This window comes from Vibrio sp. Y51_MX_L26, from assembly GCF_024181935.1.
GTDB classification, from domain to species: Bacteria; Pseudomonadota; Gammaproteobacteria; order Enterobacterales; family Vibrionaceae; genus Vibrio; species Vibrio diabolicus.
Genome location: NZ_JAMZAS010000007.1, coordinates 62,876 through 87,023 on the forward strand (window position 1 = coordinate 62,876; position 24,148 = coordinate 87,023).

A 24,148-nucleotide genomic window follows, 5' to 3' on the forward strand; every position below is an offset into this window, starting at 1 on the left:
CTACTTATTAATAATGGAGTTTTTATGTCTTTGTATCAAACGCTTGGTAGGGCTATTACTGGAACAGCGAGTGTTGCAGGTGTGATCGCTTCTGCGCCAGTATTTGGTCCGAAAGGAACTATTACATCTAGTGGTGTTGTTGTGTCTGTTTTGGTTGGAACATCAGCAGCATTGCTTGACCAAACAGTGCAATCCACATCTTTGCAAGACCTTACTGTCAAACCTAACGAGCATTGTGACGAACTATAAGCTACAAAATCTTAGGTAGATAAAGAAAGCCATTACACAGTGTCATCCCTATTAAAAGTGGCGTGACGGTAATGGCTTAAATGAACTTACATTAACCAAATGAAAGTTTCCAAGTGTGCACATTTACACAATGTAATTCACTAGGCTAATTGAATCTTACTATTTATAGGATAAATCGGCTTAGATCTTCATCTTCAATCGTATCGCCTAGGCGCGCTTTCACGTAAGCGGAATCAATAACGAATTTAGCGCCAGATTGCTCCGCTGCGTCGTAAGAGATTTCATCCATCAAGCGTTCCATTACGGTGTGTAAGCGACGAGCACCGATGTTTTCTGTGCTTTCGTTGACCGTCCATGCCGCTTCCGCGATTTGCGTGATGCCGTCTTCTGTGAATTCGATGTCCACATCTTCCGTTTTCATCAACGCAACGTACTGCTCTGTTAGAGAGGCTTTTGGTTCTGTCAGAATGCGTTTGAAGTCGTTGCTGCTTAGTGCTTCTAGCTCAACACGAATTGGTAGACGACCTTGCAACTCTGGGATCAAGTCAGACGGTTTTGCCACTTGGAATGCACCAGATGCAACGAACAGAATGTGGTCTGTTTTTACCATGCCGTGCTTGGTTGATACTGTGCTGCCTTCAATTAATGGAAGTAGGTCGCGCTGAACACCTTCGCGTGAAACGTCTGGGCCTGAGCTCTCACCGCGTTTACAGATCTTGTCGATCTCATCGATAAATACGATGCCGTTGTTTTCAACGTTGAAAATCGCTGCTTCTTTTAGCTCTTCTTGGTTTACCAGTTTCGCCGCTTCTTCTTCCGCTAACGCTTTCATTGCGTCTTTGATTTTCAGCTTACGTTTTTTCTTAGTGTCGCCAGCGAGGTTTTGGAACATGCCTTGCAACTGGTTAGTCATCTCTTCCATACCAGGAGGCGCCATGATCTCTACACCCATTTGTGGTGCGGCTACGTCGAGTTCAATTTCTTTATCGTCTAGTTGGCCCTCACGCAGTTTCTTACGGAAGATCTGGCGAGTGTTAGAAGACTCTTCCGTTTGCTCTGCTTGACCCCAGCTATCACGTGCCGGTGGCAGTAGCGCATCAAGAATACGTTCTTCCGCTTGCTCTTCTGCGCGGAATTTCACTTTTTCCATCGCTTGTTGATGCGTCATTTTTACCGCGACATCTGTTAGATCACGGATGATGGTTTCAACTTCTTTACCAACGTAACCCACTTCGGTGAATTTTGTCGCTTCAACTTTGATGAAAGGGGCATTTGCCAGTTTTGCGAGGCGTCGTGCGATTTCGGTCTTACCAACACCAGTAGGACCAATCATCAAGATGTTTTTGGGCGTCACTTCGGCACGCAAGTTTTCTTCAAGCTGCATGCGGCGCCAGCGGTTGCGAAGTGCAATCGCAACCGAACGCTTGGCTTTTTCTTGACCGATAATGTGGCGGTTCAATTCATGAACGATTTCGCGAGGCGTCATTTCAGACATATTCTTTCCTTACTTCGTTACGATTACGCGGTTGGTTTTTCAGGCTCTACTGTTGAGTCTAGCTCTTCTAACGTGTGGTGATGGTTAGTGAACACACAAATATCACCCGCGATATTGAGAGCTTTTTCCGCGATCTCACGAGCATCTAGATCTGTGTTTTCTAGTAGGGCGGTTGCTGCTGCTTGTGCGTAAGCACCACCAGAGCCAATCGCAATCAGGTCGTGTTCTGGCTGTACGACATCACCATTACCGGTAATGATTAACGATGCGGTTTCGTCGGCAACGGCAAGTAAGGCTTCGAGCTTGCGCAGAGCACGATCGCTACGCCAGTCTTTGGCTAGCTCAACTGCTGCTTTGGTTAGGTGACCTTGGTGCATTTGCAGTTTGCTTTCGAAGCGCTCAAAAAGGGTGAAGGCATCCGCAGTACCGCCGGCAAAGCCCGCTAGTACTTGGTTGTTGTATAGGCGGCGAACTTTGCGCGCATTACCTTTCATTACGGTATTGCCTAGAGATACTTGGCCATCACCCGCGATGACGACTTTATTATTTCGACGTACAGATACAATGGTAGTCACAGTCGACCTCTTGATTATTTCTCTTTGGATTTAATTCAGTATATGGGGGAGGAGAAATGGGGATTCAAGGGGGCAAAAAGAAAGGCCCTAGGATCTTAGCTCCTAGGGCCTGAGTTTAAAGATTTTCTTTCCAAATCGCGCACGGCTCGATTTTCGCGCGTTGCAGTTTATGACGGTCACGTTCTGCATCACGTTTGAACTTATACGGACCTAGTACCACGCGATACCATGAACTGCCTTCTTTCTTACGAATCTTGCTCGACATCCCTTGGAATGCGATTGCAAGCTTGCGCTCTTCTGCTTGTGCCTGGGTTTTGTACGCGCCACACTGCATGATGTAAGGAATTTTAGAAACTTCAATTTCTTTGGCCACAACTTCAACTTCACGTTTCGGTAGTGACTCAACATATTCCCATTTTTCTTCTGGTGGTGGCGGCAAATCTTTTTTCGGTTTTGGTTTACTTACAGTGGTTGTTGGCTGTTTCACTACAGGCTGTTTAGGTTCTGGATCGCTACTCAAAAGGTAAAGACCATAGCCAAAACTACCCACTAGCAAGATAGCGAGCAGACCACTACGCCAAGGCTTTTTTCTTATCGGCGGCTGTTTTTTTGTCGACTTTTTTGGGGCGCCTCGCCCCCGTCTTACATAATCTCTATTTGCCACGGTTATTTCTGGTCATCAAGGATTCTTGCAAATATGTTAATCCAGAACGAGTTGAGAAAACACCCTATTGATAGAATCTTGATAGCTAAAGCGCGACAACGCCCGAGTATAGGGGTGTGTTTCAGTTCTCGCTTATATTTATTCAGGGATACACAAAAAGCAGGAGGGTAAATAAAAAGCGGCGCCTTAGCACCGCTTTAGGGATGAATACTAATCTTTAGGTTAAGGGCGCTGTGGTGGCGCTGCACTTCCGCGAATGACGAGATTAGTTTCAAGCAGACGCGAGCCTGAATGCACGTCGTGGCCTTTTAACATCTCGAGCATCATTAGCATTGCTTGTCGACCAATCTCATAGCGAGGCTGAGAGATAGTGGTCAACGGTGGATCGCAGTACTGAGCGAAGTTAATGTCATCAAAGCCCACAACAGAGAGATCTTGCGGGACTCGTAAGCCAAGCTTTTTCGCTTCTTGAATTGCGCCGATGGCCATTGTGTCACAGTGACAGAAAATAGCCGTTGGTGGCTCTGGCAATTCGAGCAGTTTACGAACGGCTTTTGCTCCGCCATCAAAAGAGAATTCAGTAATGACACTATATTGTGGATCTTTATTGATGCCGGCACGGCGCAGGGCTTGTTGGTAGCCTTGTTGGCGGAACTGACACAATATTGCTGTATCTGGTCCAGAGATTTGAGCAATGCTTTTATGACCTAATTGGGTCAGGTAATTCACCGCTTCAAATGCTGAGGTCAGGTTGTCAATATGTACTGTCGGAAGCTCGAGTTCAGGCGCAAATTCACACGCCATTACCATCGGAGGTAAGTTCTTTTGTTCTGGCTTACTGACATCGAATGGTAGATCTGTACCAAGCAGTAGCATTCCATCTGCCTGCTTAGTAAATACGAGATTAACGAAAGAGCTTTCGCGTTTCTTCTGTTGTCCGCTATCGCCCAGAAGGACTAGATAGCCATGTTCCATGGCTGCATCTTCAATACCGCGAATAATTTCAGAAAAATAAGGATCACAGATGTCGGGAACGATAGTAACAATGGTTTTTGATTCGTTTCTACGTAAGTTACGCGCTAATGAGTTTGGAGAATAACCCGCTTCAAGTACGGCTTCTTCTACTCTCTTTCTTGTAGAAGAAGAGACCTTCTCTGGATTCATTAAGGCTCGAGATACCGTAGCCGTAGACACTCCCGCAAGCTGGGCAACATCCTTCATTGTCGCCATAGTTTTTAACCTCTCATTTATTTTTTGCCAAGGTGACGTTATTCCGGTTTGAAATCAGAGTAATCAACCGAGTTAGAGCTGTGTTTGCTCTTCGCTCAGTTCGTGTTAACGAGTGGGAAAATGGATTCTTCACCGCGATATCAATTTATGGGAATAGTCATTGTTTTAATTTAAGCCTGTGCAAACAAGTCACTTTAGACTTTTCTAATTTGGATAGTCTATTCATTTCTAAAGTGAAAGTTACGGTCTGTTTAACAAAAATTGCAATCTTGGTGTGATTTTGGTCACATTAAATGGTAATTCATTACATAGTTAAACGTTTGCTAGCTGAGATCTTGTGGTTCTATGTCTAAATTCCAGCGTACTTTCTTAGCATTTGGCAACAACTCAATAGCAGGTTTGGCACTGGTTAATAACTTTTGCATCAATGAACGATGTTGAGTTTGTAGTAATAGTTGCCAGCGGTATTTACCAGCCCGCTTAGCCAAAGGTGAAGGAGTTGGGCCTAATACCATACAAGAACCATCGAACAGAGGGTGTGACTCTAACGTAAAACGAACCTGACGCAGGAAGTCTTCAACTACCTCACTTTGGTTTGCCTCTGCTTTGAACAGAGTCAAGAAACTATAAGGCGGAAGCTGAGCCAGTTTGCGTTCTTCCAGAGCAGTCATAGCAAAGTGGCGATAGTCTTTTTGAAGCAGGGCCTGCAGCAAGCTGTGCTCAGGATGGTGGGTTTGTAGGATAACCTCGCCAGGTTTACTTGCGCGGCCGGCACGACCTGCGACTTGAATAAACAACTGCGCTAGTCTCTCGGAAGCGCGGAAGTCGCTACTATAGAGAGAGCCATCAACATCCAAAAGAGCAACGAGCGTTACATTTGGAAAATGGTGCCCCTTAGCCAGCATTTGGGTGCCAATCAGAATTTGATGTTCACCTTTACGAATTGATTCAAGGGCATCTTCCAAACTACCTTTGCGACGTGTGCTGTCTCTGTCGATGCGAATAGCGTTGTATTCTGGAAATAACTGAGCCAATTGTTGTTCGAGTTGTTCCGTTCCTACGCCGACGGTAACCAGTTGAGTTGAACCACACCCCTGACACTGATGAATTACCGGTTGTTGTGAGCCGCAGTGATGGCAGCGTATTTCGTTGCTGTAATGGTGGAACGTATAGTACGCATCACAGCGTTTACATTCTGCAATCCAACCGCATTCATGGCACATCAAAGCGGGCGAAAAGCCTCGGCGGTTAAGAAACAACATTACTTGATTGCCAGCTTTTAAATGCTTGCGCATTTCGGCAATCAGTTGGGCAGATAAGCCACTTTCTAAATACTGACCTTTTACATCTAACACTTTATTGGTGGTTGGTACGGCAGAGCCAGCTCGTTGGGTTAGTGTTAAATGGTGATACTTGCCTGACAAGGCATTGTGCAATGTCTCCAGTGCAGGTGTGGCTGAGCCCAGAACAATAGGCACTTGCTCCTTGTGCGCACGCATGACCGCGACATCACGAGCGTGGTAGCGCAAGCTGTCTTGTTGCTTATATGAGGAGTCGTGTTCTTCATCGACAATAATGATGCCCAGATCCGCAAAGGGAGTGAGTAGGGCAGAGCGTGTGCCGATAATGATTCCGGCCGCTTTGTCGCGTGCAGAAAGCCACGCATTCAGACGCTCCGTCTCGTTTAACCCGGAGTGGATGACGTCAACTGGCACATTAAAACGGCGTTTAAAGCGGTTGATGGTTTGGGGCGTTAGACCGATCTCAGGTACTAAAACTAATGCTTGTTTCCCTTGCTCTAAAACTGGCTTGATAAGGTTTAAGTAAACTTCTGTTTTACCAGAGCCAGTTACTCCCTCTAATAAATAGCAAGCAAAACCTGTTTGGCTATTTACACTCGCAATAGCCAGCGCTTGTTCGTGGTTGAGCTTTGGCTTCTCGACGTCGCATTCAACGTGCTGTCCCCACTGGATGATTGCAGGCTTCTTCTCGATTCGTTCAATCCAGCCTTTCTCTTCTAAAGACTTTAGTACTGTTGAGGCTATCTCTTGGTCGACAAATTCCTGGTGAGGCAAAGCGCCGTTAACCAACATTTGCAAGACCTTCTGTTGTTTGACCGCTCGACGATCAAGCCCTTGCATCAGCTTGTCTTTACCGGATTCGGTAATTTGCCACTCTTGTAGCGTCGCAAAATCTGCAGGCTTTCCTTTACGTAGAGCTGCTGGCATCGCATTGTGTAGCGTATCTCCAAGTGGGTATTGGTAGAACTGGCTGCACCAAGTCAGCAACGAATAAAGCTTTTCAGACCATATCGGCTGAGAATCAAGAACTGCTTTGATTGGCTTGAGTTGATCTTTGGGAAAGTCCGAGTGATTAACCATCGCGGTGACGATGCCAACTAACGTTTGGCGTCCAAAAGGTACGGAAACGCGTCCACCAATGATCGGAAACAGGTGCCCCGGAATGGCGTAATCAAATTGTTTGTCGAGCGGAACGGGTAATGCCACTCTAGCAATGGTTGGACGCATAAATTCTTAGCTATTAAAAAAGAGGGAAAGGAAATGAGAGTCTATTAAAATCGGTATGGAAATTCGAGTAAAGCAATATGATTCAGCGTGAATCGTGCCTCTATGATTAGTCTGGCTAAAAAAGTGGCGAAAAAGTTGCCAAATGTGTTGATCCGAGCAATGTGATTCTTTACTATATCGCGCCTTGAGATATGGCTTCGGCAATTAGTTGATGCGGTATCCCATTTTATTATTAATTGCGTGTGGTGTGCGGCTTAGATTCGTATAGCGACACGGCCTACTATTGAGGTTATCCCATGAAAGCTGGTATCCACCCAGAATACAAAGCAGTAAAAGCGACTTGTTCTTGCGGCAACTCTTTTGAGTTCAACTCTACTCTAGGTAAAGAGTCTATCCACCTAGACGTATGTGACAAGTGTCACCCATTCTACACTGGTAAGCAACGTATCGTTGATACAGGCGGCCGTGTTGATCGCTTTAACAAGCGTTTCGGTGCACTATCAAGCGGTAAGAAATAATAGCAGCCGCTATTACGATTACAGTTTAGAAAAGGACGCTTCGGCGTCCTTTTTGTTTAATGGCTACCAAGCGAAGGGGCATGTATAGGGTTTGGAATAGTCTCGATTATTTTTCACTCAGTGCTTGCAACCTAAAGTGTGATCTGTATAATGCAGCGCACTGGTTAAGCCAGTTGTGAACCAATGAGCAGTGAGGAGCGAGCAAATCTAAGGATTTGTGAGGTAATGTATACTCAGCTTATGTTCGCGGTTAATACAATTAGCTATCTTTTCTTCGGAAAAACTATCCTCAAAGGTGACTTTGGCATATAGGGATAGTTAATCGAAAATTAACTGACAATGCGTCCTAATCTTGGATGCTACGGTTTCACATAAATCAATCGGCATTCTCTCGTCTTGACGAGTTTGAGTGGCGATATTGTTTGTGTAATTTATTAAATTTGGAGCTCTGTCTCATGCAGAACCAACGTATCCGTATCCGCCTAAAAGCTTTCGATTACAAACTAATCGATGCTTCTACAGCGGAAATCGTTGAAACAGCTAAGCGCACTGGCGCACAGGTTCGTGGTCCAATCCCACTGCCAACTCGTAAAGAGCGTTTCACAGTTCTTATCTCTCCACACGTTAACAAGAAAGCACGTGACCAGTACGAAATCCGTACTCACAAGCGTCTAATCGACATCGTTGAGCCAACAGACAAGACTGTTGATGCTCTAATGCGTCTAGACCTTGCTGCGGGCGTTGACGTTCAAATTAGCCTAGGTTAAGGGAGATTAGAAGTATGATTGGTCTAATCGGTCGTAAAGTGGGCATGACCCGCGTATTTACTGAAGAAGGCGTTTCTATCCCAGTAACAGTTGTTGAGGTTGAAGCTAACCGTGTTTCTCAAGTGAAAACTCTTGAAACTGACGGCTACGCAGCAATCCAGGTTACAGCTGGTTCTAAGAAAGCTAACCGTGTAAACAAAGCTGAAGCAGGTCACTTTGCTAAAGCTGGCGTTGAAGCTGGTCGCGGTCTTTGGGAATTCCGTTTAGAAAACGGCGAAGAGTTCGAAGTTGGTTCAGAACTAACTGTTGAACTATTCAACGAAACTAAGAAAGTAGACGTTACTGGTACATCTAAGGGTAAAGGTTTCCAAGGCGCTGTTAAGCGTTGGAACTTCCGTACTCAAGATATGACTCACGGTAACTCATTGTCTCACCGTGCTCCTGGTTCTATCGGTCAATGTCAGACTCCAGGTCGCGTATTTAAAGGCAAGAAAATGGCAGGTCACATGGGTGCTGAGCGTGTAACGACTCAAAACCTAGAGATCGTACGTGTTGACGCTGAGCGCAACCTGCTTCTTATTAAAGGTGCAGTCCCAGGCGCAACTGGCGGCAACGTGATCGTTAAACCAGCTGTTAAAGCATAACGTCTCAGGAGTAAGTAATGGAACTAATGGTTAAAGGTGCCGATGCACTAACTGTTTCCGAAACTACTTTCGGACGTGAGTTTAACGAAGCTCTTGTACACCAAGTAGTTGTTGCGTACGCAGCAGGTGCTCGTCAAGGTACTCGTGCTCAAAAAACACGTTCAGAAGTTTCTGGCGGTGGCGCTAAGCCATGGCGTCAAAAAGGTACTGGCCGTGCGCGTGCTGGTACAATCCGTAGCCCAATCTGGCGTACAGGTGGTGTTACTTTTGCTGCGAAACCACAAGATCACAGCCAAAAAGTAAACAAAAAAATGTACCGTGGTGCTATGAAGAGCATTCTTTCTGAGCTTGTTCGTCAAGAGCGTCTAATCGTTGTTGATAACTTCTCAGTTGAAGCACCAAAGACTAAAGAGCTAGTTGCTAAGCTTAAAGAGCTTGAGCTAACTGACGCTCTAATCGTGACTAGCGAAGTAGATGAGAATCTATTCCTAGCTGCTCGTAACCTATACAAAGTTGACGCACGTGATGTTGCTGGTATCGATCCAGTATCTCTAATCGCGTTTGACAAAGTTGTAATGACTGCAGAAGCAGTTAAGCAAGTAGAGGAAATGCTAGCATGATCACTGAAGAGCGTATCCTAAAAGTTCTACGTGCACCGCACATCTCTGAAAAAGCAACTATGGCAGCTGAGAAAGCGAACACTATCGTTTTCAAAGTAGCTAAAGATGCGACTAAAAAAGAGATCAAAGCAGCTGTAGAAAAGCTATTTGAAGTTGAAGTTAAGTCTGTAAATACTCTTATCACTAAGGGTAAGACCAAACGTCAAGGTCTACGCCAAGGTCGCCGCAGCGACGTTAAGAAAGCGTACGTTACTTTGAAAGAAGGTCAAGATCTTGACTTCGTTGGCGGCGCGGAATAACAGGAGTAGTTAAAAATGGCTATTGTTAAATGTAAGCCGACTTCCCCTGGTCGTCGTCACGTTGTTAAAGTTGTTAACGCTGACCTACACAAGGGCAAGCCATACGCACCTCTTCTAGAGAAAAACTCTAAGAACGGTGGTCGTAACAACAAGGGTCGTATCACAGTACGTCACATCGGCGGTGGTCACAAGCATCACTACCGTGTAGTTGACTTCAAACGTACTAAAGATGGTATTCCAGCGACAGTTGAGCGTCTTGAATACGATCCAAACCGTAGCGCAAACATTGCTCTAGTTCTTTACAAAGACGGTGAGCGTCGCTACATCCTAGCACCTAAAGGTGTTGTAGCTGGTGATGTTATTCAGTCTGGTGTTGATGCACCAATCAAAGCTGGTAACACTCTACCAATGCGTAATATCCCAGTAGGTTCAACAGTACATAACGTTGAACTTAAGCCTGGTAAAGGTGGTCAGCTAGCTCGTTCGGCTGGTGCTTACGCTCAAATCGTTGCTCGCGACGGTGCGTACGTAACTATCCGTCTACGTTCTGGCGAGATGCGCAAAGTTCTTTCTGAAGGCCGTGCAACAATCGGTGAAGTTGGTAACTCTGAGCACATGCTACGTGAACTTGGTAAAGCAGGTGCATCACGTCATCGCGGTATCCGTCCAACGGTTCGTGGTGTTGTAATGAACCCGATTGACCACCCACATGGTGGTGGTGAAGGCCGTACTTCTGGTGGTCGTCACCCAGTATCTCCTTGGGGTATGCCTACTAAAGGCTTCAAGACTCGTAAGAACAAACGCACTGACAAGTACATCGTACGTCGTCGTAACAAGTAATCTATATAAAGAGGAATCGCCATGCCACGTTCTCTCAAGAAAGGTCCTTTTATTGACCTACACTTGCTGAAGAAGGTAGAGAAAGCGGTGGAAAGCGGAGACAAAAAGCCTATTAAGACTTGGTCCCGTCGTTCAATGATCATCCCTACGATGATCGGTTTGACCATCGCTGTCCATAATGGTCGTCAGCACGTACCAGTATTTGTAACTGATGAAATGATCGGTCACAAACTGGGTGAATTCGCACCAACACGCACTTACCGCGGTCACGCTGCGGATAAGAAAGCTAAGAAGCGCTAAGGAGTAGATAATGGAAGCAATTGCTAAACATAACTTTGCTCGCATTTCGCCTCAGAAAGCTCGCTTAGTTGCGGATCTAATCCGTGGTAAATCTGTTGACCAAGCTCTAGAAATCCTAACGTTCAGCAACAAAAAAGCTGCTGCACTAGTTAAGAAAGTTCTAGAGTCTGCTATCGCTAACGCGGAGCACAACGAAGGTGCAGATATTGACGATCTGAATGTCGCAAAAATCTTTGTAGATGAAGGCCCAACCATGAAGCGTATTATGCCTCGTGCTAAAGGTCGTGCGGATCGTATCTTGAAGCGTTCAAGCCACATCACTGTTGTTGTAGCAGATCGCTAGAGACTAGGAGAGTAAGCAATGGGTCAAAAAGTACATCCAAATGGTATTCGTCTAGGCATCGTTAAGCCTTGGAATGCTACATGGTTTGCTAACACCAAAGATTTCGCTGACAACCTAGACGGCGACTTCAAGGTACGTCAGTTCCTTACAAGTGAACTGAAAAAAGCGTCTCTATCACGTATCGTTATCGAGCGTCCTGCTAAGAGCATCCGTGTGACTATTCACACTGCTCGTCCAGGCGTTGTTATCGGTAAGAAAGGTGAAGACGTTGAGAAGCTACGCGCAGCTGTAGCTAAAATTGCAGGTGTACCAGCGCAAATTAACATCGCTGAAGTACGTAAGCCTGAACTAGATGCGCAACTTGTTGGTGACAGCATCGCGTCTCAGCTAGAGCGTCGTGTTATGTTCCGCCGTGCTATGAAGCGCGCAGTACAAAACGCAATGCGCCTAGGCGCTAAAGGTATCAAAGTGGAAGTAAGCGGTCGTCTAGGCGGCGCTGAAATCGCACGTTCAGAGTGGTACCGTGAAGGCCGTGTGCCTCTACACACTCTACGTGCTGACATTGATTACGCAACTTCTTCGGCTCACACTCAATACGGTGTGATCGGCATTAAAACTTGGATCTTCAAAGGTGAAATCCTAGGTGGTATGCCAGCAGCTAACGCTGTAGAGCCTAAAGGCGACAAGCCTAAGAAGCAGCGTAAAGGCCGTAAGTAAGGAGTCGACAGATGCTACAACCTAAACGTACTAAGTTCCGTAAGGTTCAGACTGGTCGTAACCGTGGTCTAGCTAAAGGTACTGATGTAAGCTTCGGCGAATTCGGTCTTAAAGCTGTTGGCCGTGGTCGTCTAACTGCTCGTCAAATCGAAGCGGCACGTCGTGCAATGACACGTCACGTTAAGCGTCAAGGTAAAATCTGGATCCGTGTGTTCCCAGACAAACCAATCACAGAAAAACCACTTGAAGTTCGTCAAGGTAAGGGTAAAGGTAACGTTGAGTACTGGGTAGCCCAAATCCAACCTGGTAAGGTTATGTACGAAATGGGTGGTGTACCTGAAGAATTGGCACGTGAAGCGTTCCGTCTTGCGGCACGTAAACTGCCTTTCAAAACTACATTTGTAACTAAGCAGGTGATGTGATGAAAGCACAAGATCTACGCGAGAAAAGCGTTGAAGAGCTTAACGCTGAGCTAATGAATTTGCTACGTGAACAGTTCAACTTGCGCATGCAAGCTGCGACTGGTCAGCTACAGCAAACTCATACTCTGAAAGCTGTACGCCGTGATATCGCACGTGTGAAAACTGTTTTGACTGAGAAGGCAGGCGCATAATGAGCGAAGTAAAACGTACTCAACAAGGTCGTGTAATCAGCGACAAGATGGACAAGTCTATCACTGTTGCTATCGAACGTTTCGTAAAACACCCAATCTACGGTAAATACGTAAAACGTACGACTAAAGTACACGCACATGACGAGAACAACGAGTGTGGCCTAGGCGACACAGTTGAAATCGCAGAGTGTCGTCCACTGTCTAAGACTAAGTCTTGGACTTTGGTAAAAGTTCTAGAAAAGGCGAAGATTTAATCTCGTTAATTCTATGAAACTAAAGCGGCTCCAAAATATTTTTGGAGCCGTTTATTTTTTGACTACCCAATCACAAAAAAGGGTGGTACAATTCGCGTCCCTTTTAAAGAGGCAGCCCGACCCGTGATGGGTCTAGTTATTAATATTTAGCGGAGCACTAACATGATCCAAATGCAAAGTATGCTGGACGCAGCTGATAACTCAGGCGCACGCAGCGTAATGTGTATTAAGGTTCTGGGTGGCTCTCACCGCCGTTATGCACATATCGGTGACGTCATCAAAGTTACTGTGAAGGAAGCAATCCCTCGCGGTAAAGTTAAAAAAGGTGATGTTCTGAAGGCGGTGGTAGTGCGCACCCGTAAAGGCGTACGTCGTCCTGACGGTTCTGTCATTCGCTTCGACCGAAATGCTTGCGTATTGCTAAACGACAATACTGAGCAACCAATCGGTACACGTATCTTTGGTCCTGTGACACGCGAACTTCGTGGCGATAAGTTCATGAAGATCGTTTCACTGGCTCCAGAAGTTCTGTAAGGAGCACGTAGAAATGGCAGCTAAAATCCGTCGTAATGACGAAGTAATCGTTCTTGCTGGTAAAGACAAAGGCAAGAAAGGTAAAGTAACTAAGGTTCTAGCAACTGGTAAAGTTATCGTTGAAGGTATCAACCTAGTTAAGAAACATCAGAAACCTGTTCCAGCTATGGGTATCCAAGGCGGTATCGTAGAGCAAGAAGCAGCTATCGACGTTTCTAACGTGGCTATCTTTAACGCAGCTACTGGTAAAGCTGACCGTATCGGTTTCCGTTTTGAAGACGGCAAAAAAGTTCGTTTCTTCAAGTCTAACGGCGAAACCGTTTCTAACTAATAGAAGTAATTTGGAGTTCTACTATGGCGAAACTGCATGATTACTACAAGTCGTCTGTAGTCGCTGAACTGACCAAACAGTTCGGTTACACAAGCGTCATGCAAGTCCCTAGAATCGAGAAAATCACCCTAAACATGGGTGTTGGTGAAGCAATCAACGATAAGAAACTGCTAGAAAATGCAGCGTCTGATATGGCAACGATCTCTGGTCAAAAGCCACTTATCACAAAAGCGCGCAAATCTGTTGCAGGTTTCAAAATCCGTGAAGGCTACCCTATCGGTTGTAAAGTAACCTTGCGTGGCGAACGTATGTGGGATTTTCTTGAGCGTTTAATTAACATCGCTCTTCCACGTGTACGTGACTTCCGTGGTGTTAGCGCTAAGTCTTTTGACGGTCGCGGTAACTACAGCATGGGCGTTCGCGAGCAAATCATCTTCCCGGAAATCGACTTTGATAAAGTTGATCGAGTACGCGGTCTAGACATCACTATTACGACGTCTGCTGGTACTGATGAGGAAGGCCGTGCTCTGCTGGCTGCCTTTAACTTCCCATTCCGTAAGTAAGGTGAAGGGTTACTGTTATGGCTAAAAATTCAATGAAAGCACGTGAAGCAAAACGTGCGAAGCTAGTAGCTAAGTTCGCTGAAAAGCGTGCAGCGCTAAAAGCTATCATCAGCGATGTAAACGCATCTGAAGAAGATCGTTGGAACGCGGTTCTTACACTGCAATCTCTTCCACGTGATTCAAGTGCATCACGTCAGCGCAACCGTTGCAACCAAACTGGTCGTCCACACGGTTACCTACGTAAGTTCGGTCTAAGCCGTATTAAGGTTCGTGAAGCTTGCATGAAAGGCGAGATTCCGGGTCTTCGTAAGGCTAGCTGGTAATTGCCACTTAATCATTTGGAGTAAATCATATGAGCATGCAAGATCCGATTTCGGATATGCTGACCCGCGTTCGTAACGGTCAGGCAGCAAACAAAGTTGCTGTAAAAATGCCTTCTTCAAAGCTTAAAGTTGCAATTGCTGCACTACTAAAAGCTGAAGGTTACATCGTTGACTTCGCTGTTGAAGGCGAAGCAAAACCTGAGCTAGAAGTTACACTTAAGTACTTCCAAGCTAAACCAGTAATCGAGCAACTTAAACGTGTTTCTCGTCCAGGTCTACGTGTTTACAAGAAGAAAGATGAACTTCCTTCTGTAATGGGTGGTCTTGGTATTGCTATCGTTTCTACTTCCAAGGGTCTTATGTCAGACCGCGCTGCACGTAAAGCAGGTCTTGGTGGTGAAATCATCGCTTACGTAGCTTAATAAGGAGTAGACTATGTCTCGTGTTGCAAAAGCACCTGTCGCTATTCCAGCTGGCGTAGAGGTGAAACTAAACGGCCAAGAAATCACTGTAAAAGGTGCGAAAGGCGAACTAACTCGCGTTCTTAACAACGCAGTTGTAATCGCTCAGGAAGAAAATAACCTGACTTTCGGTCCTAAAGAAGGTGTTGCTAACGCATGGGCTCAAGCAGGTACTGCTCGCGCTCTAGTTAACAACATGGTTGTTGGTGTTACTGAAGGCTTTACTAAGAAGCTAACTCTTAAAGGTGTAGGTTACCGTGCTGCTATCAAAGGCAACGCTGTAGGTCTAACACTAGGCTTCTCACACCCAGTTGAGCACGAGTTGCCAGCGGGTATTAAAGCTGAATGTCCAAGCCAAACTGAAATCGTGATCACTGGTGCTGACAAGCAACTAGTTGGTCAAGTTGCGGCTGACATTCGTTCTTACCGTGAGCCTGAGCCATACAAAGGCAAAGGTGTTCGTTACGCAGATGAAAATGTGCGTACTAAAGAAGCTAAGAAGAAGTAAGGTAACACTATGGATAAGAAAGCATCTCGCATCCGTCGTGCTACACGTGCACGTCGTAAGATTGCAGAACTGGGTGCGACTCGCCTAGTTGTACACCGTACTCCTCGTCACGTGTACGCACAGGTTATCGCGGCTAACGGCTCTGAGGTTATCGCAGCAGCTTCTACTGTAGAAAAAGCGATCCGTGAGCAAGTGAAATACACTGGTAACGTTGATGCAGCTAAAGCAGTGGGTAAAGCTATTGCTGAGCGCGCTCTAGAGAAGGGCGTAACTGCAGTTGCATTTGATCGTTCTGGTTTCCAATACCACGGTCGAGTAGCGGCGCTAGCAGAATCTGCTCGCGAAGCTGGTCTGAAATTCTAAGGTAGGGTTGGAAGATGGCTAAAGAACAACAAGTTCAAGCGAATGATTTGCAAGAAAAGCTAATCGCAGTTAACCGTGTTTCTAAAACGGTTAAAGGTGGTCGAATCATGAGCTTCACTGCACTAACAGTAGTTGGTGACGGTAACGGTCGTGTAGGTTTCGGTTACGGCAAAGCTCGTGAAGTACCTGCAGCGATTCAAAAAGCAATGGAAAAAGCGCGTCGTAATATGACTACGATCGCTCTAAACGAAGGCACTCTTCACCACCCAGTGAAAGGTCGCCATTCGGGCTCTAAAGTTTACATGCAGCCTGCTGCAGAAGGTACTGGTGTTATCGCAGGTGGTGCGATGCGTGCAGTACTAGAAGTTGCTGGTGTACACAACGTACTATCTAAAGCGTACGGTTCTACGAACCCTATCAACATCGTTCGTGCAACGATCGATGCACTAGGTAGCATGAAGTCACCAGAAATGGTTGCTGCTAAACGTGGTCTAACTGTTGAATCTATTTCGGAGTAAGAACACCATGGCAACTATTAAAGTAACTCAAACTAAAAGCTCAATTGGTCGTCTGCCAAAGCACAAAGCTACTTTGCGCGGTCTAGGTCTTCGTAAAATCAACCACACAGTAGAACTTGAAGATACTCCGTGTATTCGCGGTATGATCAACAAGGTTTACTACATGGTTAAAGTTGAGGAGTAATCAGAATGCGTTTGAATACTCTAGCACCGGCTGCTGGCGCGAAAACTTCTGCGAAGCGAGTAGGTCGTGGTATCGGTTCAGGCCTAGGTAAAACTGGTGGCCGTGGTCACAAAGGTCAAAAATCACGTTCTGGCGGCAGTGTTCGTCCAGGTTTCGAAGGCGGTCAGATGCCTCTGAAACAACGTCTACCAAAATTCGGTTTCACTTCTCGTAAGAGCCTAGTGTCTGCTGAAGTTCGTCTAGCTGAGCTAGCGAAAGTTTCTGGTGACGTAGTTGATCTAAACAGTCTTAAAGCTGCTAACATCATCACTAAGAACATCGAATTTGTAAAAGTTGTTCTTTCTGGTGAAATCAACAAAGCAGTGACTGTTAAAGGTCTACGTGTGACTAAAGGCGCTAAAGCTGCAATCGAAGCTGCAGGCGGTAAAATCGAGGAATAATCTCGAGGAACGAGGTACAGATGGCTAAGAAACCAGGACAAGATTTTCGTAGTGCTCAGAGCGGCTTAAGTGAACTAAAGTCGCGCTTGTTATTCGTAATTGGTGCACTTTTAGTATTCCGAGCCGGCTCTTTTGTGCCGATTCCTGGTATTGACGCTGCTGTACTTGCCGATTTGTTCGAACAGCAAAAAGGTACCATCGTTGAAATGTTTAACATGTTCTCCGGTGGTGCTCTTGAGCGTGCATCTATATTAGCATTGGGCATCATGCCGTATATTTCGGCATCTATTGTTGTCCAATTGCTAACTGTAGTTCATCCAGCGTTAGCTGAACTCAAAAAAGAGGGTGAAGCAGGCCGTCGTAAGATAAGCCAATACACACGCTACGGCACGCTTGTACTTGCAACCTTCCAAGCTATAGGTATTGCAACTGGCCTACCAAACATGGTCGACAATCTGGTTGTTATCAACCAAACCATGTTTACGCTAATTGCTACCGTAAGTTTAGTAACCGGTACCATGTTCTTGATGTGGTTAGGTGAACAAATTACAGAGCGCGGAATTGGTAATGGTATTTCGATACTAATTTTTGCAGGTATTGTTGCTGGATTGCCTTCTGCAATCGGTCAAACAATCGAGCAAGCGCGTCAAGGTGAATTGCATGTACTTCTTCTGTTGCTAATCGCGGTATTAGCTTTTGCAGTAATTTACTTCGTTGTTTTCATGGAACGTGGTCAACGCCGAATCGTCGTTAACTATGCGAAACGTCAACAAGGTCGTAAAGTATTTGCTGCGCAAAGCTCGCACTTGCCTCTTAAAATTAACATGGCAGGTGTAATTCCAGCGATTTTTGCATCAAGTATTATCTTGTTCCCAGGAACATTGGCTCAGTGGTTTGGTCAAAACGGTGAGAGCAGCGCGTTCGGTTGGTTAACTGACGTGTCTTTGGCTCTTAGCCCAGGTCAACCGTTGTATGTAATGCTTTATGCAGCAGCAATTATCTTCTTCTGTTTCTTCTACACGGCGTTGGTTTTCAACCCACGTGAAACAGCAGATAACTTGAAGAAGTCTGGTGCATTCGTACCCGGTATCCGCCCAGGTGAGCAGACAGCGAAATACATTGATAAAGTAATGACACGTCTAACCCTTGCTGGTGCACTGTACATTACCTTTATCTGTCTGATTCCCGAGTTCATGATGGTCGCGTGGAACGTACGTTTCTACTTCGGCGGTACATCGCTACTAATCGTAGTTGTTGTAATTATGGACTTTATGGCACAGGTACAGACTCATCTGATGTCTCAACAGTATGATTCTGTGTTGAAGAAAGCGAATCTGAAAGGCTACGGCCGTTAATCCGGCGGTAGACTCAGTTTCATTTACGGAGTTTAGCAATGAAAGTTCGTGCTTCCGTTAAAAAAATCTGCCGTAACTGTAAAGTAATCAAGCGTAACGGTGTCGTTCGCGTGATTTGCAGTGAGCCAAAGCACAAACAGCGCCAAGGCTAATTAGCAGAAATTTTTACTTGAAAATGAAGGTTGGGTCGAGTATATTCCTCGGCCTACCTTTTGCGTGCAAAAGAAGTAGTATTCCGCAGCGTATCCATAACGGGCTTTGCTGCGGCTAATTCTTTTATAGAAACACTTAGGAGTGAATAATGGCCCGTATAGCAGGCATTAACATTCCTGATCAGAAACATGCAGTAATCGCTCTAACAGCGATCTACGGCATCGGTAAAACTCGCTCTCAAGCTATCCTAGCTGAAGTGGGTATTGCTGAAAATGTTAAGATCAGTGAACTAACTGAAGAGCAGATCGATCAACTGCGTGATGGTGTAGCTAAGTACACTGTAGAAGGTGATCTACGTCGTGAAGTATCTATGAACATCAAGCGTCTTATGGACCTTGGCTGTTACCGTGGTCTTCGTCATCGTCGCAGTCTACCACTACGTGGACAGCGTACTAAAACCAACGCTCGCACCCGTAAGGGTCCGCGTAAGCCGATCAAGAAATAATCGGGAAGGTAGAGTACAATGGCTAAACAACCAACTCGCGCTCGTAAGCGCGTACGCAAGCAAGTTGCAGATGGCGTTGCGCACATCCATGCTTCTTTCAATAACACAATCGTAACCATTACTGACCGTCAAGGTAACGCTCTTGCATGGGCTACTGCAGGTGGTTCTGGTTTCCGTGGTTCTCGTAAGTCTACTCCGTTCGCTGCACAGGTTGCTGCTGAGCGTTGTGCTGAAATGGCTAAAGAATACGGCCTAAAGAACTTGGAAGTTATGGTTAAGGGTCCTGGTCCAGGTCGCGAATCTACTGTTCGTGCACTGAACGCCGCTGGTTTCCGCATCACAAACATCGTTGATGCTACACCAATCCCTCATAACGGTTGTCGTCCACCTAAGAAACGTCGCGTATAACGTTTCTAGGACAATTGGAGAAGAATCATGGCAAGATATTTGGGTCCTAAGCTGAAGCTTAGCCGTCGTGAAGGCACTGACTTATTCCTTAAGTCTGGTGTTCGCGCGATCGATACCAAGTGTAAAATTGATAACGCACCAGGTGTACACGGCGCTCGTCGCGGTCGTCTATCTGAGTATGGCGTTCAGCTTCGTGAGAAGCAAAAAGTACGTCGTATGTACGGCGTTTTAGAAAAACAATTCCGTAACTACTACAAAGAAGCTGCTCGCCTAAAAGGCAACACTGGTGAAAACCTACTTCAGCTTCTTGAAGGTCGTCTTGATAACGTAGTTTACCGCATGGGCTTTGGCGCAACTCGCGCAGAAGCACGCCAGCTAGTTAGCCACAAAGCTATCCTAGTAAACGGTAAAGTTGTAAACGTTCCTTCTTTCAAAGTAGCGGCTAATGACGTTGTTTCTATTCGCGAGAAAGCTAAACAGCAAGCTCGTATCAAAGCAGCTCTAGAAGTTGCTGAACAACGTGAAAAACCAACTTGGATTGAAGTAGATGGTGGCAAGATGGAAGGTACATTCAAGCGTATGCCTGAGCGTTCTGATCTATCAGCTGACATCAACGAACAATTGATCGTCGAGCTTTACTCTAAGTAAGGTTTAAACTAAAGAGAGGACACAATGCAGGGTTCTGTAACAGAATTTCTTAAGCCACGTCTAGTTGACATCGAACAAATCAGCTCGACTCACGCAAAAGTAACTCTTGAGCCATTAGAGCGTGGCTTTGGTCATACTCTGGGTAATGCACTTCGCCGCATCCTTCTATCTTCTATGCCAGGTTGTGCTGTAACAGAAGTAGAAATCGAAGGCGTACTTCATGAGTACAGCACGAAAGAAGGCGTTCAAGAAGATATTCTTGAAATTCTTCTAAACCTTAAAGGTTTGGCTGTGCGCGTTGCCGAAGGCAAAGATGAAGTGTTCATTACTTTGAACAAATCAGGCTCGGGCCCTGTGGTTGCAGGTGACATCACCCATGATGGTGATGTAGAGATCGCTAACCCTGAACACGTAATTTGTCACCTAACGGATGACAACGCTGAGATCGCAATGCGTATCAAAGTTGAACGTGGTCGTGGTTATGTTCCAGCTTCTGCGCGTATCCATAACGAAGAAGACGAGCGTCCTATCGGTCGCCTACTAGTAGATGCTACTTACAGCCCAGTAGACAAAATTGCCTACGCTGTAGAAGCAGCTCGTGTAGAACAGCGTACTGATCTAGACAAGCTTGTTATCGATATGGAAACAAACGGTACTCTAGAACCTGAGGAAGCAATCCGTCGTGCAGCTACAATCCTAGCTGAACAATTGGATGCATTCGTAGATCTTCGTGATGTACGAGTTCCTGAGGAGAAGGAAGAGAAGCCAGAATTCGATCCGATCCTACTGCGTCCTGTAGACGATCTTGAACTAACAGTTCGCTCTGCTAACTGTCTGAAAGCAGAAGCGATTCACTACATCGGTGATCTAGTACAACGTACTGAGGTTGAGCTACTTAAAACGCCTAACCTTGGTAAAAAATCTCTTACTGAGATTAAAGACGTACTTGCGTCACGTGGTCTGTCTCTGGGCATGCGCCTAGAAAACTGGCCACCTGCATCAATCGCTGAAGATTAATCGATACTAGTTAGAAGGATTAGGTCATGCGCCATCGTAAGAGTGGTCGTCAACTCAACCGCAACAGCTCACATCGCAAAGCGATGTTCAGCAACATGGCTAGCTCTCTAGTACGTCATGAAGTTATCAAGACTACTTTGCCAAAAGCAAAAGAGCTACGTCGCGTAGTTGAGCCTTTGATTACACTAGCTAAGACTGACAGTGTTGCTAACCGTCGTCTAGCATTTGCACGTACTCGTGACAACGAAGTAGTTGCAAAACTATTTAACGAACTAGGTCCACGTTTTGCTGCTCGTCAGGGCGGTTACACTCGTATCCTAAAAGCTGGCTTCCGTGCTGGTGATAAAGCTCCAATGGCTTACATTGAGCTTGTAGATCGCCCAGCTGCTGAAGAAGCTGCTGAGTAATCAGTTCGTAAGAACGAGAAAGCCGAGCATTAGCTCGGCTTTTTTGTATCTGTAATTCAGTAAACCTTTATATCCAGCCTACATTTATTTCAACCCATGCAGACTGGCAATTTAAAAAGTGATTATCACTTACGCTTATTTACTAGTATTCCACAACCCGCCCAACGAACTTAGAAGCCCTTCGCTAGCGCCTTGCTTGTTCAAGTAATCCAAGATTACTGGAGCAAACTGACTGATCATAGATGGGTCTAAACCTAACGTATCGAATGCACTTTTTACTGCACTGATATTCTCAATATTTCCTAGTAAGCTTTGTGCCCCTTGCAAGTTTGAAAGTCCAGGAATCAAAGACTGTAATTCACTACTATTTTCTTGCGAAAGCTGGCTTTGAGCCAAAGCGAGTAGCGCACCACTGCCTCCGGCTGCTTGCTCAGTGGATACTGGTAATTGGCTAGTTAGCATGTCTGTTAATGGAGATGACTCGGTGTTCAAGCTGCTGCCGACCATGTCCATCAGGCCACTTTCTTTACTTTTTTGAGTGACTGAATCTAAGAATGCGTGCGCACTACCAATGTTGATTGATAGGAGTGCTAGAGTTAGGAGTGTTTTACGCATAGTACCTCCAAAGGTTGAGCGTTTTTTAAAATTGATTTTATTTTTAAAGGCTATCAGAGTGAAAGGTTCAGAGGTGAGAAAGTCTATTCAGTTTAGACAAAAAAACGGCGCTAATGCGCCGTTTTATTAAATCATAATTGAAAATGGTTTCAATTAAAGAATATCTAGTAGTTCTACTTCGAAAACTAAAGCTGCAAATGGAGGGATAGCCGCACCAGCGCCACGCTCACCGTACGCAAGATCTTGTGGTACGTATAGCTTCCACTTAGAGCCAACAGGCATTAGTTGTAGTGCCTCTACCCAACCTTTGATTACACCTGTAACAGGGAATTCAGCAGGTTGACCGCGAGATACAGAGCTATCGAATACAGTACCGTCAGTTAGCTCACCGTGGTAGTGAACGCGAACTGAGCTTTCTGCTGTAGGAACTGCACCAGTACCTTCAGAAATGATTTCGTACTGAAGACCAGAGTCTAGAACATTAACTTCAGGTCGTAGAGCGTTGTCTTTTAGGAACGCTTCGCCTTCTGCTGCCGCAATTTTTGCTGCTTCTTGGCGGGCTGTTTCTGCACGAGTGTGAAGTTCTTGTAGTGCTTTGTTGATTTCATCAATTTCGATTGATGGCATGTCACCAGTTAGTGCTGTTGCAATACCCGCTGCGATAGCATCAACGCTAAGACCTTCAAGACCAGAGCCTGCAAGTTGCTGACCCATTTGCAGACCAATGCCGTAGCTTGCTTTTTGTTCTGCAGTTTCAAATTTAATTTCAGACATGAATGTCGCTCTTATTAGGAGTGATAAAGGCAACAGGATATCAGTTTCGAGCTTAGGTTTAAATGATTGCGACTGAATGCTTAATTGAGGCGGCCAGGTTGTGACTTATCTCTTACTCCAAGTGAAATTTCTGCTAATTTAATCCCAATTCCATTTTAGTTTGGTGAAAAACATATACTCTCCGCGTCGGTATTTTTATACTGGCCGTAGAAGTATTAAGGGACTCATTACAATGAATCGTCGCAGAAAGAAAAAGCAGCAAGTCGACTATGTCGAATTGGTTAAACAAAAATTCGCTGCTATCGACTGGAAGCAGCCGTTCAACAAAGAGCAATGGTTGGAGCGTATACAGCCTGTTAAGCAGTTTTGGTTGCGTCTGCCTAAATTTCATCAGCGTGCTTTGATGGTCTTAGTGCCATTGATTCTGGTACTCCTTGTTATTCCTTTGCCAAATAAAACAGATCAACCAGTTGAGCAGACTGAGGTCGATCATCAACGCGTAGCGATTGAGCTGAACGCGCAGAGTTTAAGCCAGCAGAGAACCTCTCAGAACTCTGGACCGAAATCTGAAGATTGGAAAGAGTACACGGTTAAAAATGGTGATACATTAGCGCAGGTTTTCAGAAGTAATCAGCTCTCTATGGCGGATCTTAGCGCTCTGGTCAAAATAGAAGGCAGTGATAAGCCGCTAAGCCAAATAAAGCAGGGACAGTTGATTCGCTTTAAGCTTAGTGACGAAGGCGAGTTAGATATGCTACAGCTGGAAAAAAGCGGGCGGTCCGTTATGTTTTTCCGTTTATCGGATGGGACCTTTGGACGTAACAAGTAAACGCTTCAAATGAAAAGACGCGAAGATATCGCGTCTTTTTAGTTAGTTTTTCATAGCGATTAGTTTTCATAGTAACCAATCGAGTTGAAGCTTATAGCGCTACGGATTCTTTCCGCATATCCACATGAGGGATACCATCTTCAAGATAGCACTCTGAGATAACCTTGAATCCATGACTAGCATAAAACTGGATGAGGTGTTCTTGAGCACCTATATCTATTGTCTGTCCTGGCCATAATGTTTCGCATTGTGCCAAGGCCTTGTCCAATAACTTATGACCTAAGCCACCGCCTCGCGCGGTCTGCTTTGTCACCACTCGACCAATACTCACATTGTCATACGTAGTGCCTGCGGGTAGCAATCGTGCGCAAGCAACAAGTTCATCACCGTGGTAACCTATTAGATGATAAACACCTTCCAATGTGTCTTTGCCATCCAGTTCAGGGTAAGGGCAGGTTTGTTCAACAACGAATACATCCACACGCAATTTCATCATTTCATACAGCTGCGTTGTTGTTAGCTGAGCAAAGGGCAAAGTAATCCAAGTGAGCATGTT

The 24,148-nt window shown here is 45.5% G+C and carries 39 protein-coding genes; 31 read left to right on the forward strand and 8 right to left on the reverse strand.

The genetic code is table 11. From position 1 onward, the window contains the following. Positions 1–24: 24 nt before the first annotated feature. Complete coding sequence (locus NL645_RS15470) at positions 25–249, forward strand: hypothetical protein (protein WP_064353571.1); 225 nt, start codon at positions 25–27, stop codon at positions 247–249. A gap of 163 nt (positions 250–412) precedes the next feature. Here NL645_RS15470 and hslU read toward each other — a convergent pair whose 3' ends face one another. From hslU to priA, 5 genes are all read right to left on the reverse strand, one after another. After that, a complete protein-coding gene (gene hslU, locus NL645_RS15475) occupies positions 413–1,744 on the reverse strand; it encodes an HslU--HslV peptidase ATPase subunit (RefSeq protein ID WP_017633435.1) in 1,332 nt (443 codons plus the stop codon). Between the two features lie 23 nt (positions 1,745–1,767). Then, complete coding sequence (gene hslV, locus NL645_RS15480; RefSeq protein ID WP_253652007.1) at positions 1,768–2,319, reverse strand: ATP-dependent protease subunit HslV; 552 nt, start codon at positions 2,317–2,319, stop codon at positions 1,768–1,770. A 115-nt stretch (positions 2,320–2,434) separates the two neighbouring features. Further along, positions 2,435–2,983, reverse strand: coding sequence for a cell division protein FtsN (ftsN, locus tag NL645_RS15485; protein WP_025998522.1), 549 nt, complete (start codon positions 2,981–2,983; stop codon positions 2,435–2,437). Between the two features lie 222 nt (positions 2,984–3,205). Next, positions 3,206–4,234, reverse strand: coding sequence for a DNA-binding transcriptional regulator CytR (gene cytR / locus NL645_RS15490; protein WP_257978021.1), 1,029 nt, complete (start codon positions 4,232–4,234; stop codon positions 3,206–3,208). Positions 4,235–4,536: 302 nt separating this feature from the next. Beyond that, positions 4,537–6,741: a primosomal protein N' gene (gene priA, locus NL645_RS15495; RefSeq protein ID WP_140367211.1), complete on the reverse strand. Its 2,205-nt coding sequence runs from the start codon at positions 6,739–6,741 to the stop codon at positions 4,537–4,539. Between the two features lie 296 nt (positions 6,742–7,037). Here priA and rpmE point away from each other — a divergent pair, with 296 nt between their 5' ends. The 29 genes from rpmE to rplQ all read left to right on the forward strand — a co-directional run bounded on the left by rpmE (position 7,038) and on the right by rplQ (position 21,374). Beyond that, a complete protein-coding gene (gene rpmE / locus NL645_RS15500) occupies positions 7,038–7,259 on the forward strand; it encodes a 50S ribosomal protein L31 (protein WP_005379546.1) in 222 nt (73 codons plus the stop codon). 455 nt (positions 7,260–7,714) lie between these two features. Next, positions 7,715–8,026, forward strand: coding sequence for a 30S ribosomal protein S10 (gene rpsJ, locus NL645_RS15505; protein WP_004410492.1), 312 nt, complete (start codon positions 7,715–7,717; stop codon positions 8,024–8,026). Between the two features lie 14 nt (positions 8,027–8,040). After that, complete coding sequence (rplC, locus tag NL645_RS15510) at positions 8,041–8,670, forward strand: 50S ribosomal protein L3 (protein WP_005379555.1); 630 nt, start codon at positions 8,041–8,043, stop codon at positions 8,668–8,670. A gap of 17 nt (positions 8,671–8,687) precedes the next feature. Continuing rightward, positions 8,688–9,290 carry a 50S ribosomal protein L4 gene (rplD, locus tag NL645_RS15515; protein WP_005379556.1) on the forward strand — a complete coding sequence of 201 codons (603 nt, stop codon included), beginning with the start codon at positions 8,688–8,690 and terminating at the stop codon, positions 9,288–9,290. Next, on the forward strand, positions 9,287–9,589 hold the full coding sequence (rplW, locus tag NL645_RS15520; RefSeq protein WP_004398471.1) for a 50S ribosomal protein L23: 303 nt from the start codon (positions 9,287–9,289) through the stop codon (positions 9,587–9,589). The genes rplD and rplW overlap by 4 nt, the downstream gene beginning before the upstream one ends. A gap of 15 nt (positions 9,590–9,604) precedes the next feature. Then, the gene (gene rplB, locus NL645_RS15525) at positions 9,605–10,429 is read left to right on the forward strand and encodes a 50S ribosomal protein L2 (RefSeq protein WP_005383168.1); all 825 of its coding nucleotides are present in this window, start codon (positions 9,605–9,607) and stop codon (positions 10,427–10,429) included. A 21-nt stretch (positions 10,430–10,450) separates the two neighbouring features. After that, a complete protein-coding gene (gene rpsS, locus NL645_RS15530; RefSeq protein WP_004394525.1) occupies positions 10,451–10,729 on the forward strand; it encodes a 30S ribosomal protein S19 in 279 nt (92 codons plus the stop codon). Between the two features lie 10 nt (positions 10,730–10,739). Then, the gene (rplV, locus tag NL645_RS15535) at positions 10,740–11,072 is read left to right on the forward strand and encodes a 50S ribosomal protein L22 (RefSeq protein ID WP_005383164.1); all 333 of its coding nucleotides are present in this window, start codon (positions 10,740–10,742) and stop codon (positions 11,070–11,072) included. An 18-nt stretch (positions 11,073–11,090) separates the two neighbouring features. Continuing rightward, positions 11,091–11,789 carry a 30S ribosomal protein S3 gene (gene rpsC, locus NL645_RS15540; RefSeq protein WP_005383161.1) on the forward strand — a complete coding sequence of 233 codons (699 nt, stop codon included), beginning with the start codon at positions 11,091–11,093 and terminating at the stop codon, positions 11,787–11,789. 11 nt (positions 11,790–11,800) lie between these two features. Further along, on the forward strand, positions 11,801–12,211 hold the full coding sequence (rplP, locus tag NL645_RS15545) for a 50S ribosomal protein L16 (RefSeq protein ID WP_005379577.1): 411 nt from the start codon (positions 11,801–11,803) through the stop codon (positions 12,209–12,211). Then, complete coding sequence (gene rpmC, locus NL645_RS15550; protein ID WP_005379576.1) at positions 12,211–12,402, forward strand: 50S ribosomal protein L29; 192 nt, start codon at positions 12,211–12,213, stop codon at positions 12,400–12,402. Before rplP ends, rpmC begins: the two co-directional genes overlap by 1 nt. Continuing rightward, on the forward strand, positions 12,402–12,656 hold the full coding sequence (gene rpsQ / locus NL645_RS15555; protein ID WP_140367210.1) for a 30S ribosomal protein S17: 255 nt from the start codon (positions 12,402–12,404) through the stop codon (positions 12,654–12,656). Before rpmC ends, rpsQ begins: the two co-directional genes overlap by 1 nt. Positions 12,657–12,818: 162 nt before the next feature. After that, entirely contained in the window at positions 12,819–13,190 is a 372-nt protein-coding gene (gene rplN / locus NL645_RS15560) for a 50S ribosomal protein L14 (RefSeq protein WP_004410450.1), read from the forward strand. Between the two features lie 13 nt (positions 13,191–13,203). Beyond that, positions 13,204–13,521, forward strand: a complete 318-nt coding sequence (gene rplX, locus NL645_RS15565) for a 50S ribosomal protein L24 (protein ID WP_005379574.1) — start codon at positions 13,204–13,206, stop codon at positions 13,519–13,521. Between the two features lie 23 nt (positions 13,522–13,544). Then, the gene (gene rplE, locus NL645_RS15570) at positions 13,545–14,084 is read left to right on the forward strand and encodes a 50S ribosomal protein L5 (protein ID WP_005379573.1); all 540 of its coding nucleotides are present in this window, start codon (positions 13,545–13,547) and stop codon (positions 14,082–14,084) included. A 17-nt stretch (positions 14,085–14,101) separates the two neighbouring features. After that, positions 14,102–14,407: a 30S ribosomal protein S14 gene (rpsN, locus tag NL645_RS15575; RefSeq protein WP_004410442.1), complete on the forward strand. Its 306-nt coding sequence runs from the start codon at positions 14,102–14,104 to the stop codon at positions 14,405–14,407. Between the two features lie 29 nt (positions 14,408–14,436). Beyond that, positions 14,437–14,829 carry a 30S ribosomal protein S8 gene (gene rpsH, locus NL645_RS15580; protein WP_005379572.1) on the forward strand — a complete coding sequence of 131 codons (393 nt, stop codon included), beginning with the start codon at positions 14,437–14,439 and terminating at the stop codon, positions 14,827–14,829. 13 nt (positions 14,830–14,842) lie between these two features. After that, positions 14,843–15,376, forward strand: a complete 534-nt coding sequence (gene rplF, locus NL645_RS15585) for a 50S ribosomal protein L6 (RefSeq protein ID WP_005379570.1) — start codon at positions 14,843–14,845, stop codon at positions 15,374–15,376. A 9-nt stretch (positions 15,377–15,385) separates the two neighbouring features. After that, on the forward strand, positions 15,386–15,739 hold the full coding sequence (gene rplR / locus NL645_RS15590; protein WP_005379568.1) for a 50S ribosomal protein L18: 354 nt from the start codon (positions 15,386–15,388) through the stop codon (positions 15,737–15,739). A 14-nt stretch (positions 15,740–15,753) separates the two neighbouring features. Beyond that, on the forward strand, positions 15,754–16,257 hold the full coding sequence (gene rpsE, locus NL645_RS15595; protein ID WP_004745894.1) for a 30S ribosomal protein S5: 504 nt from the start codon (positions 15,754–15,756) through the stop codon (positions 16,255–16,257). A gap of 7 nt (positions 16,258–16,264) precedes the next feature. Further along, positions 16,265–16,441 (forward strand): 50S ribosomal protein L30, encoded by a 177-nt coding sequence (gene rpmD, locus NL645_RS15600; protein WP_005379565.1) that lies wholly within the window; start codon positions 16,265–16,267, stop codon positions 16,439–16,441. A 5-nt stretch (positions 16,442–16,446) separates the two neighbouring features. Further along, positions 16,447–16,881: a 50S ribosomal protein L15 gene (gene rplO / locus NL645_RS15605; protein WP_005383155.1), complete on the forward strand. Its 435-nt coding sequence runs from the start codon at positions 16,447–16,449 to the stop codon at positions 16,879–16,881. 20 nt (positions 16,882–16,901) lie between these two features. Beyond that, a complete protein-coding gene (gene secY / locus NL645_RS15610) occupies positions 16,902–18,236 on the forward strand; it encodes a preprotein translocase subunit SecY (protein WP_005379562.1) in 1,335 nt (444 codons plus the stop codon). A 38-nt stretch (positions 18,237–18,274) separates the two neighbouring features. Next, positions 18,275–18,388, forward strand: coding sequence for a 50S ribosomal protein L36 (rpmJ, locus tag NL645_RS15615; protein WP_000868186.1), 114 nt, complete (start codon positions 18,275–18,277; stop codon positions 18,386–18,388). 149 nt (positions 18,389–18,537) lie between these two features. After that, positions 18,538–18,894 carry a 30S ribosomal protein S13 gene (gene rpsM, locus NL645_RS15620; RefSeq protein WP_005383154.1) on the forward strand — a complete coding sequence of 119 codons (357 nt, stop codon included), beginning with the start codon at positions 18,538–18,540 and terminating at the stop codon, positions 18,892–18,894. Between the two features lie 18 nt (positions 18,895–18,912). Beyond that, positions 18,913–19,302 (forward strand): 30S ribosomal protein S11, encoded by a 390-nt coding sequence (gene rpsK, locus NL645_RS15625; RefSeq protein ID WP_001118870.1) that lies wholly within the window; start codon positions 18,913–18,915, stop codon positions 19,300–19,302. Between the two features lie 27 nt (positions 19,303–19,329). Beyond that, positions 19,330–19,950 (forward strand): 30S ribosomal protein S4, encoded by a 621-nt coding sequence (gene rpsD / locus NL645_RS15630; RefSeq protein ID WP_005383146.1) that lies wholly within the window; start codon positions 19,330–19,332, stop codon positions 19,948–19,950. 24 nt (positions 19,951–19,974) lie between these two features. Further along, entirely contained in the window at positions 19,975–20,967 is a 993-nt protein-coding gene (rpoA, locus tag NL645_RS15635) for a DNA-directed RNA polymerase subunit alpha (protein WP_005383143.1), read from the forward strand. Between the two features lie 26 nt (positions 20,968–20,993). Further along, positions 20,994–21,374: a 50S ribosomal protein L17 gene (gene rplQ / locus NL645_RS15640; RefSeq protein ID WP_005383141.1), complete on the forward strand. Its 381-nt coding sequence runs from the start codon at positions 20,994–20,996 to the stop codon at positions 21,372–21,374. Between the two features lie 135 nt (positions 21,375–21,509). Here the strand turns inward: rplQ and NL645_RS15645 are convergent, their stop codons facing one another. Continuing rightward, positions 21,510–21,989 carry a DUF2780 domain-containing protein gene (locus NL645_RS15645; protein WP_017820297.1) on the reverse strand — a complete coding sequence of 160 codons (480 nt, stop codon included), beginning with the start codon at positions 21,987–21,989 and terminating at the stop codon, positions 21,510–21,512. A gap of 153 nt (positions 21,990–22,142) precedes the next feature. Next, positions 22,143–22,763, reverse strand: coding sequence for an FKBP-type peptidyl-prolyl cis-trans isomerase (locus tag NL645_RS15650; protein WP_005392370.1), 621 nt, complete (start codon positions 22,761–22,763; stop codon positions 22,143–22,145). Between the two features lie 232 nt (positions 22,764–22,995). Between NL645_RS15650 and NL645_RS15655 the strand changes: the two genes are divergently transcribed. Continuing rightward, positions 22,996–23,592, forward strand: a complete 597-nt coding sequence (locus tag NL645_RS15655) for a LysM-like peptidoglycan-binding domain-containing protein (RefSeq protein WP_017820296.1) — start codon at positions 22,996–22,998, stop codon at positions 23,590–23,592. A 91-nt stretch (positions 23,593–23,683) separates the two neighbouring features. Here NL645_RS15655 and NL645_RS15660 read toward each other — a convergent pair whose 3' ends face one another. Next, the gene (locus NL645_RS15660; RefSeq protein WP_017820295.1) at positions 23,684–24,145 is read right to left on the reverse strand and encodes a GNAT family N-acetyltransferase; all 462 of its coding nucleotides are present in this window, start codon (positions 24,143–24,145) and stop codon (positions 23,684–23,686) included. Between the last annotated feature and the right edge of the window lie 3 nt (positions 24,146–24,148).

What these genes read in the sequence shown, in the direction of transcription:
- rpmE (WP_005379546.1), top strand. Translation starts at nt 7,038, where the DNA reads ATGAAAGCTGGTATCCACCCAGAATACAAAGCAGTAAAAGCGACTTGT.
- rpmD (WP_005379565.1), top strand. Translation starts at nt 16,265, where the DNA reads ATGGCAACTATTAAAGTAACTCAAACTAAAAGCTCAATTGGTCGTCTG.
- rpsD (WP_005383146.1), top strand. Translation starts at nt 19,330, where the DNA reads ATGGCAAGATATTTGGGTCCTAAGCTGAAGCTTAGCCGTCGTGAAGGC.
- rpsE (WP_004745894.1), top strand. Translation starts at nt 15,754, where the DNA reads ATGGCTAAAGAACAACAAGTTCAAGCGAATGATTTGCAAGAAAAGCTA.
- rplN (WP_004410450.1), top strand. Translation starts at nt 12,819, where the DNA reads ATGATCCAAATGCAAAGTATGCTGGACGCAGCTGATAACTCAGGCGCA.
- rplB (WP_005383168.1), top strand. Translation starts at nt 9,605, where the DNA reads ATGGCTATTGTTAAATGTAAGCCGACTTCCCCTGGTCGTCGTCACGTT.
- hslU (WP_017633435.1), bottom strand. Translation starts at nt 1,744, where the DNA reads ATGTCTGAAATGACGCCTCGCGAAATCGTTCATGAATTGAACCGCCAC.
- rpmC (WP_005379576.1), top strand. Translation starts at nt 12,211, where the DNA reads ATGAAAGCACAAGATCTACGCGAGAAAAGCGTTGAAGAGCTTAACGCT.
- NL645_RS15660 (WP_017820295.1), bottom strand. Translation starts at nt 24,145, where the DNA reads ATGCTCACTTGGATTACTTTGCCCTTTGCTCAGCTAACAACAACGCAG.
- rpsK (WP_001118870.1), top strand. Translation starts at nt 18,913, where the DNA reads ATGGCTAAACAACCAACTCGCGCTCGTAAGCGCGTACGCAAGCAAGTT.
- rplW (WP_004398471.1), top strand. Translation starts at nt 9,287, where the DNA reads ATGATCACTGAAGAGCGTATCCTAAAAGTTCTACGTGCACCGCACATC.
- NL645_RS15655 (WP_017820296.1), top strand. Translation starts at nt 22,996, where the DNA reads ATGAATCGTCGCAGAAAGAAAAAGCAGCAAGTCGACTATGTCGAATTG.
- priA (WP_140367211.1), bottom strand. Translation starts at nt 6,741, where the DNA reads ATGCGTCCAACCATTGCTAGAGTGGCATTACCCGTTCCGCTCGACAAA.
- rpsM (WP_005383154.1), top strand. Translation starts at nt 18,538, where the DNA reads ATGGCCCGTATAGCAGGCATTAACATTCCTGATCAGAAACATGCAGTA.
- rpsN (WP_004410442.1), top strand. Translation starts at nt 14,102, where the DNA reads ATGGCTAAAAATTCAATGAAAGCACGTGAAGCAAAACGTGCGAAGCTA.
- rplC (WP_005379555.1), top strand. Translation starts at nt 8,041, where the DNA reads ATGATTGGTCTAATCGGTCGTAAAGTGGGCATGACCCGCGTATTTACT.
- rpsQ (WP_140367210.1), top strand. Translation starts at nt 12,402, where the DNA reads ATGAGCGAAGTAAAACGTACTCAACAAGGTCGTGTAATCAGCGACAAG.
- NL645_RS15650 (WP_005392370.1), bottom strand. Translation starts at nt 22,763, where the DNA reads ATGTCTGAAATTAAATTTGAAACTGCAGAACAAAAAGCAAGCTACGGC.
- rpsJ (WP_004410492.1), top strand. Translation starts at nt 7,715, where the DNA reads ATGCAGAACCAACGTATCCGTATCCGCCTAAAAGCTTTCGATTACAAA.
- rpsS (WP_004394525.1), top strand. Translation starts at nt 10,451, where the DNA reads ATGCCACGTTCTCTCAAGAAAGGTCCTTTTATTGACCTACACTTGCTG.
- rplX (WP_005379574.1), top strand. Translation starts at nt 13,204, where the DNA reads ATGGCAGCTAAAATCCGTCGTAATGACGAAGTAATCGTTCTTGCTGGT.
- rplR (WP_005379568.1), top strand. Translation starts at nt 15,386, where the DNA reads ATGGATAAGAAAGCATCTCGCATCCGTCGTGCTACACGTGCACGTCGT.
- rplF (WP_005379570.1), top strand. Translation starts at nt 14,843, where the DNA reads ATGTCTCGTGTTGCAAAAGCACCTGTCGCTATTCCAGCTGGCGTAGAG.
- rpmJ (WP_000868186.1), top strand. Translation starts at nt 18,275, where the DNA reads ATGAAAGTTCGTGCTTCCGTTAAAAAAATCTGCCGTAACTGTAAAGTA.
- secY (WP_005379562.1), top strand. Translation starts at nt 16,902, where the DNA reads ATGGCTAAGAAACCAGGACAAGATTTTCGTAGTGCTCAGAGCGGCTTA.
- rpsH (WP_005379572.1), top strand. Translation starts at nt 14,437, where the DNA reads ATGAGCATGCAAGATCCGATTTCGGATATGCTGACCCGCGTTCGTAAC.
- rplV (WP_005383164.1), top strand. Translation starts at nt 10,740, where the DNA reads ATGGAAGCAATTGCTAAACATAACTTTGCTCGCATTTCGCCTCAGAAA.
- rplD (WP_005379556.1), top strand. Translation starts at nt 8,688, where the DNA reads ATGGAACTAATGGTTAAAGGTGCCGATGCACTAACTGTTTCCGAAACT.
- rpsC (WP_005383161.1), top strand. Translation starts at nt 11,091, where the DNA reads ATGGGTCAAAAAGTACATCCAAATGGTATTCGTCTAGGCATCGTTAAG.
- rpoA (WP_005383143.1), top strand. Translation starts at nt 19,975, where the DNA reads ATGCAGGGTTCTGTAACAGAATTTCTTAAGCCACGTCTAGTTGACATC.
- NL645_RS15645 (WP_017820297.1), bottom strand. Translation starts at nt 21,989, where the DNA reads ATGCGTAAAACACTCCTAACTCTAGCACTCCTATCAATCAACATTGGT.
- rplP (WP_005379577.1), top strand. Translation starts at nt 11,801, where the DNA reads ATGCTACAACCTAAACGTACTAAGTTCCGTAAGGTTCAGACTGGTCGT.
- rplO (WP_005383155.1), top strand. Translation starts at nt 16,447, where the DNA reads ATGCGTTTGAATACTCTAGCACCGGCTGCTGGCGCGAAAACTTCTGCG.
- rplE (WP_005379573.1), top strand. Translation starts at nt 13,545, where the DNA reads ATGGCGAAACTGCATGATTACTACAAGTCGTCTGTAGTCGCTGAACTG.
- rplQ (WP_005383141.1), top strand. Translation starts at nt 20,994, where the DNA reads ATGCGCCATCGTAAGAGTGGTCGTCAACTCAACCGCAACAGCTCACAT.
- NL645_RS15470 (WP_064353571.1), top strand. Translation starts at nt 25, where the DNA reads ATGTCTTTGTATCAAACGCTTGGTAGGGCTATTACTGGAACAGCGAGT.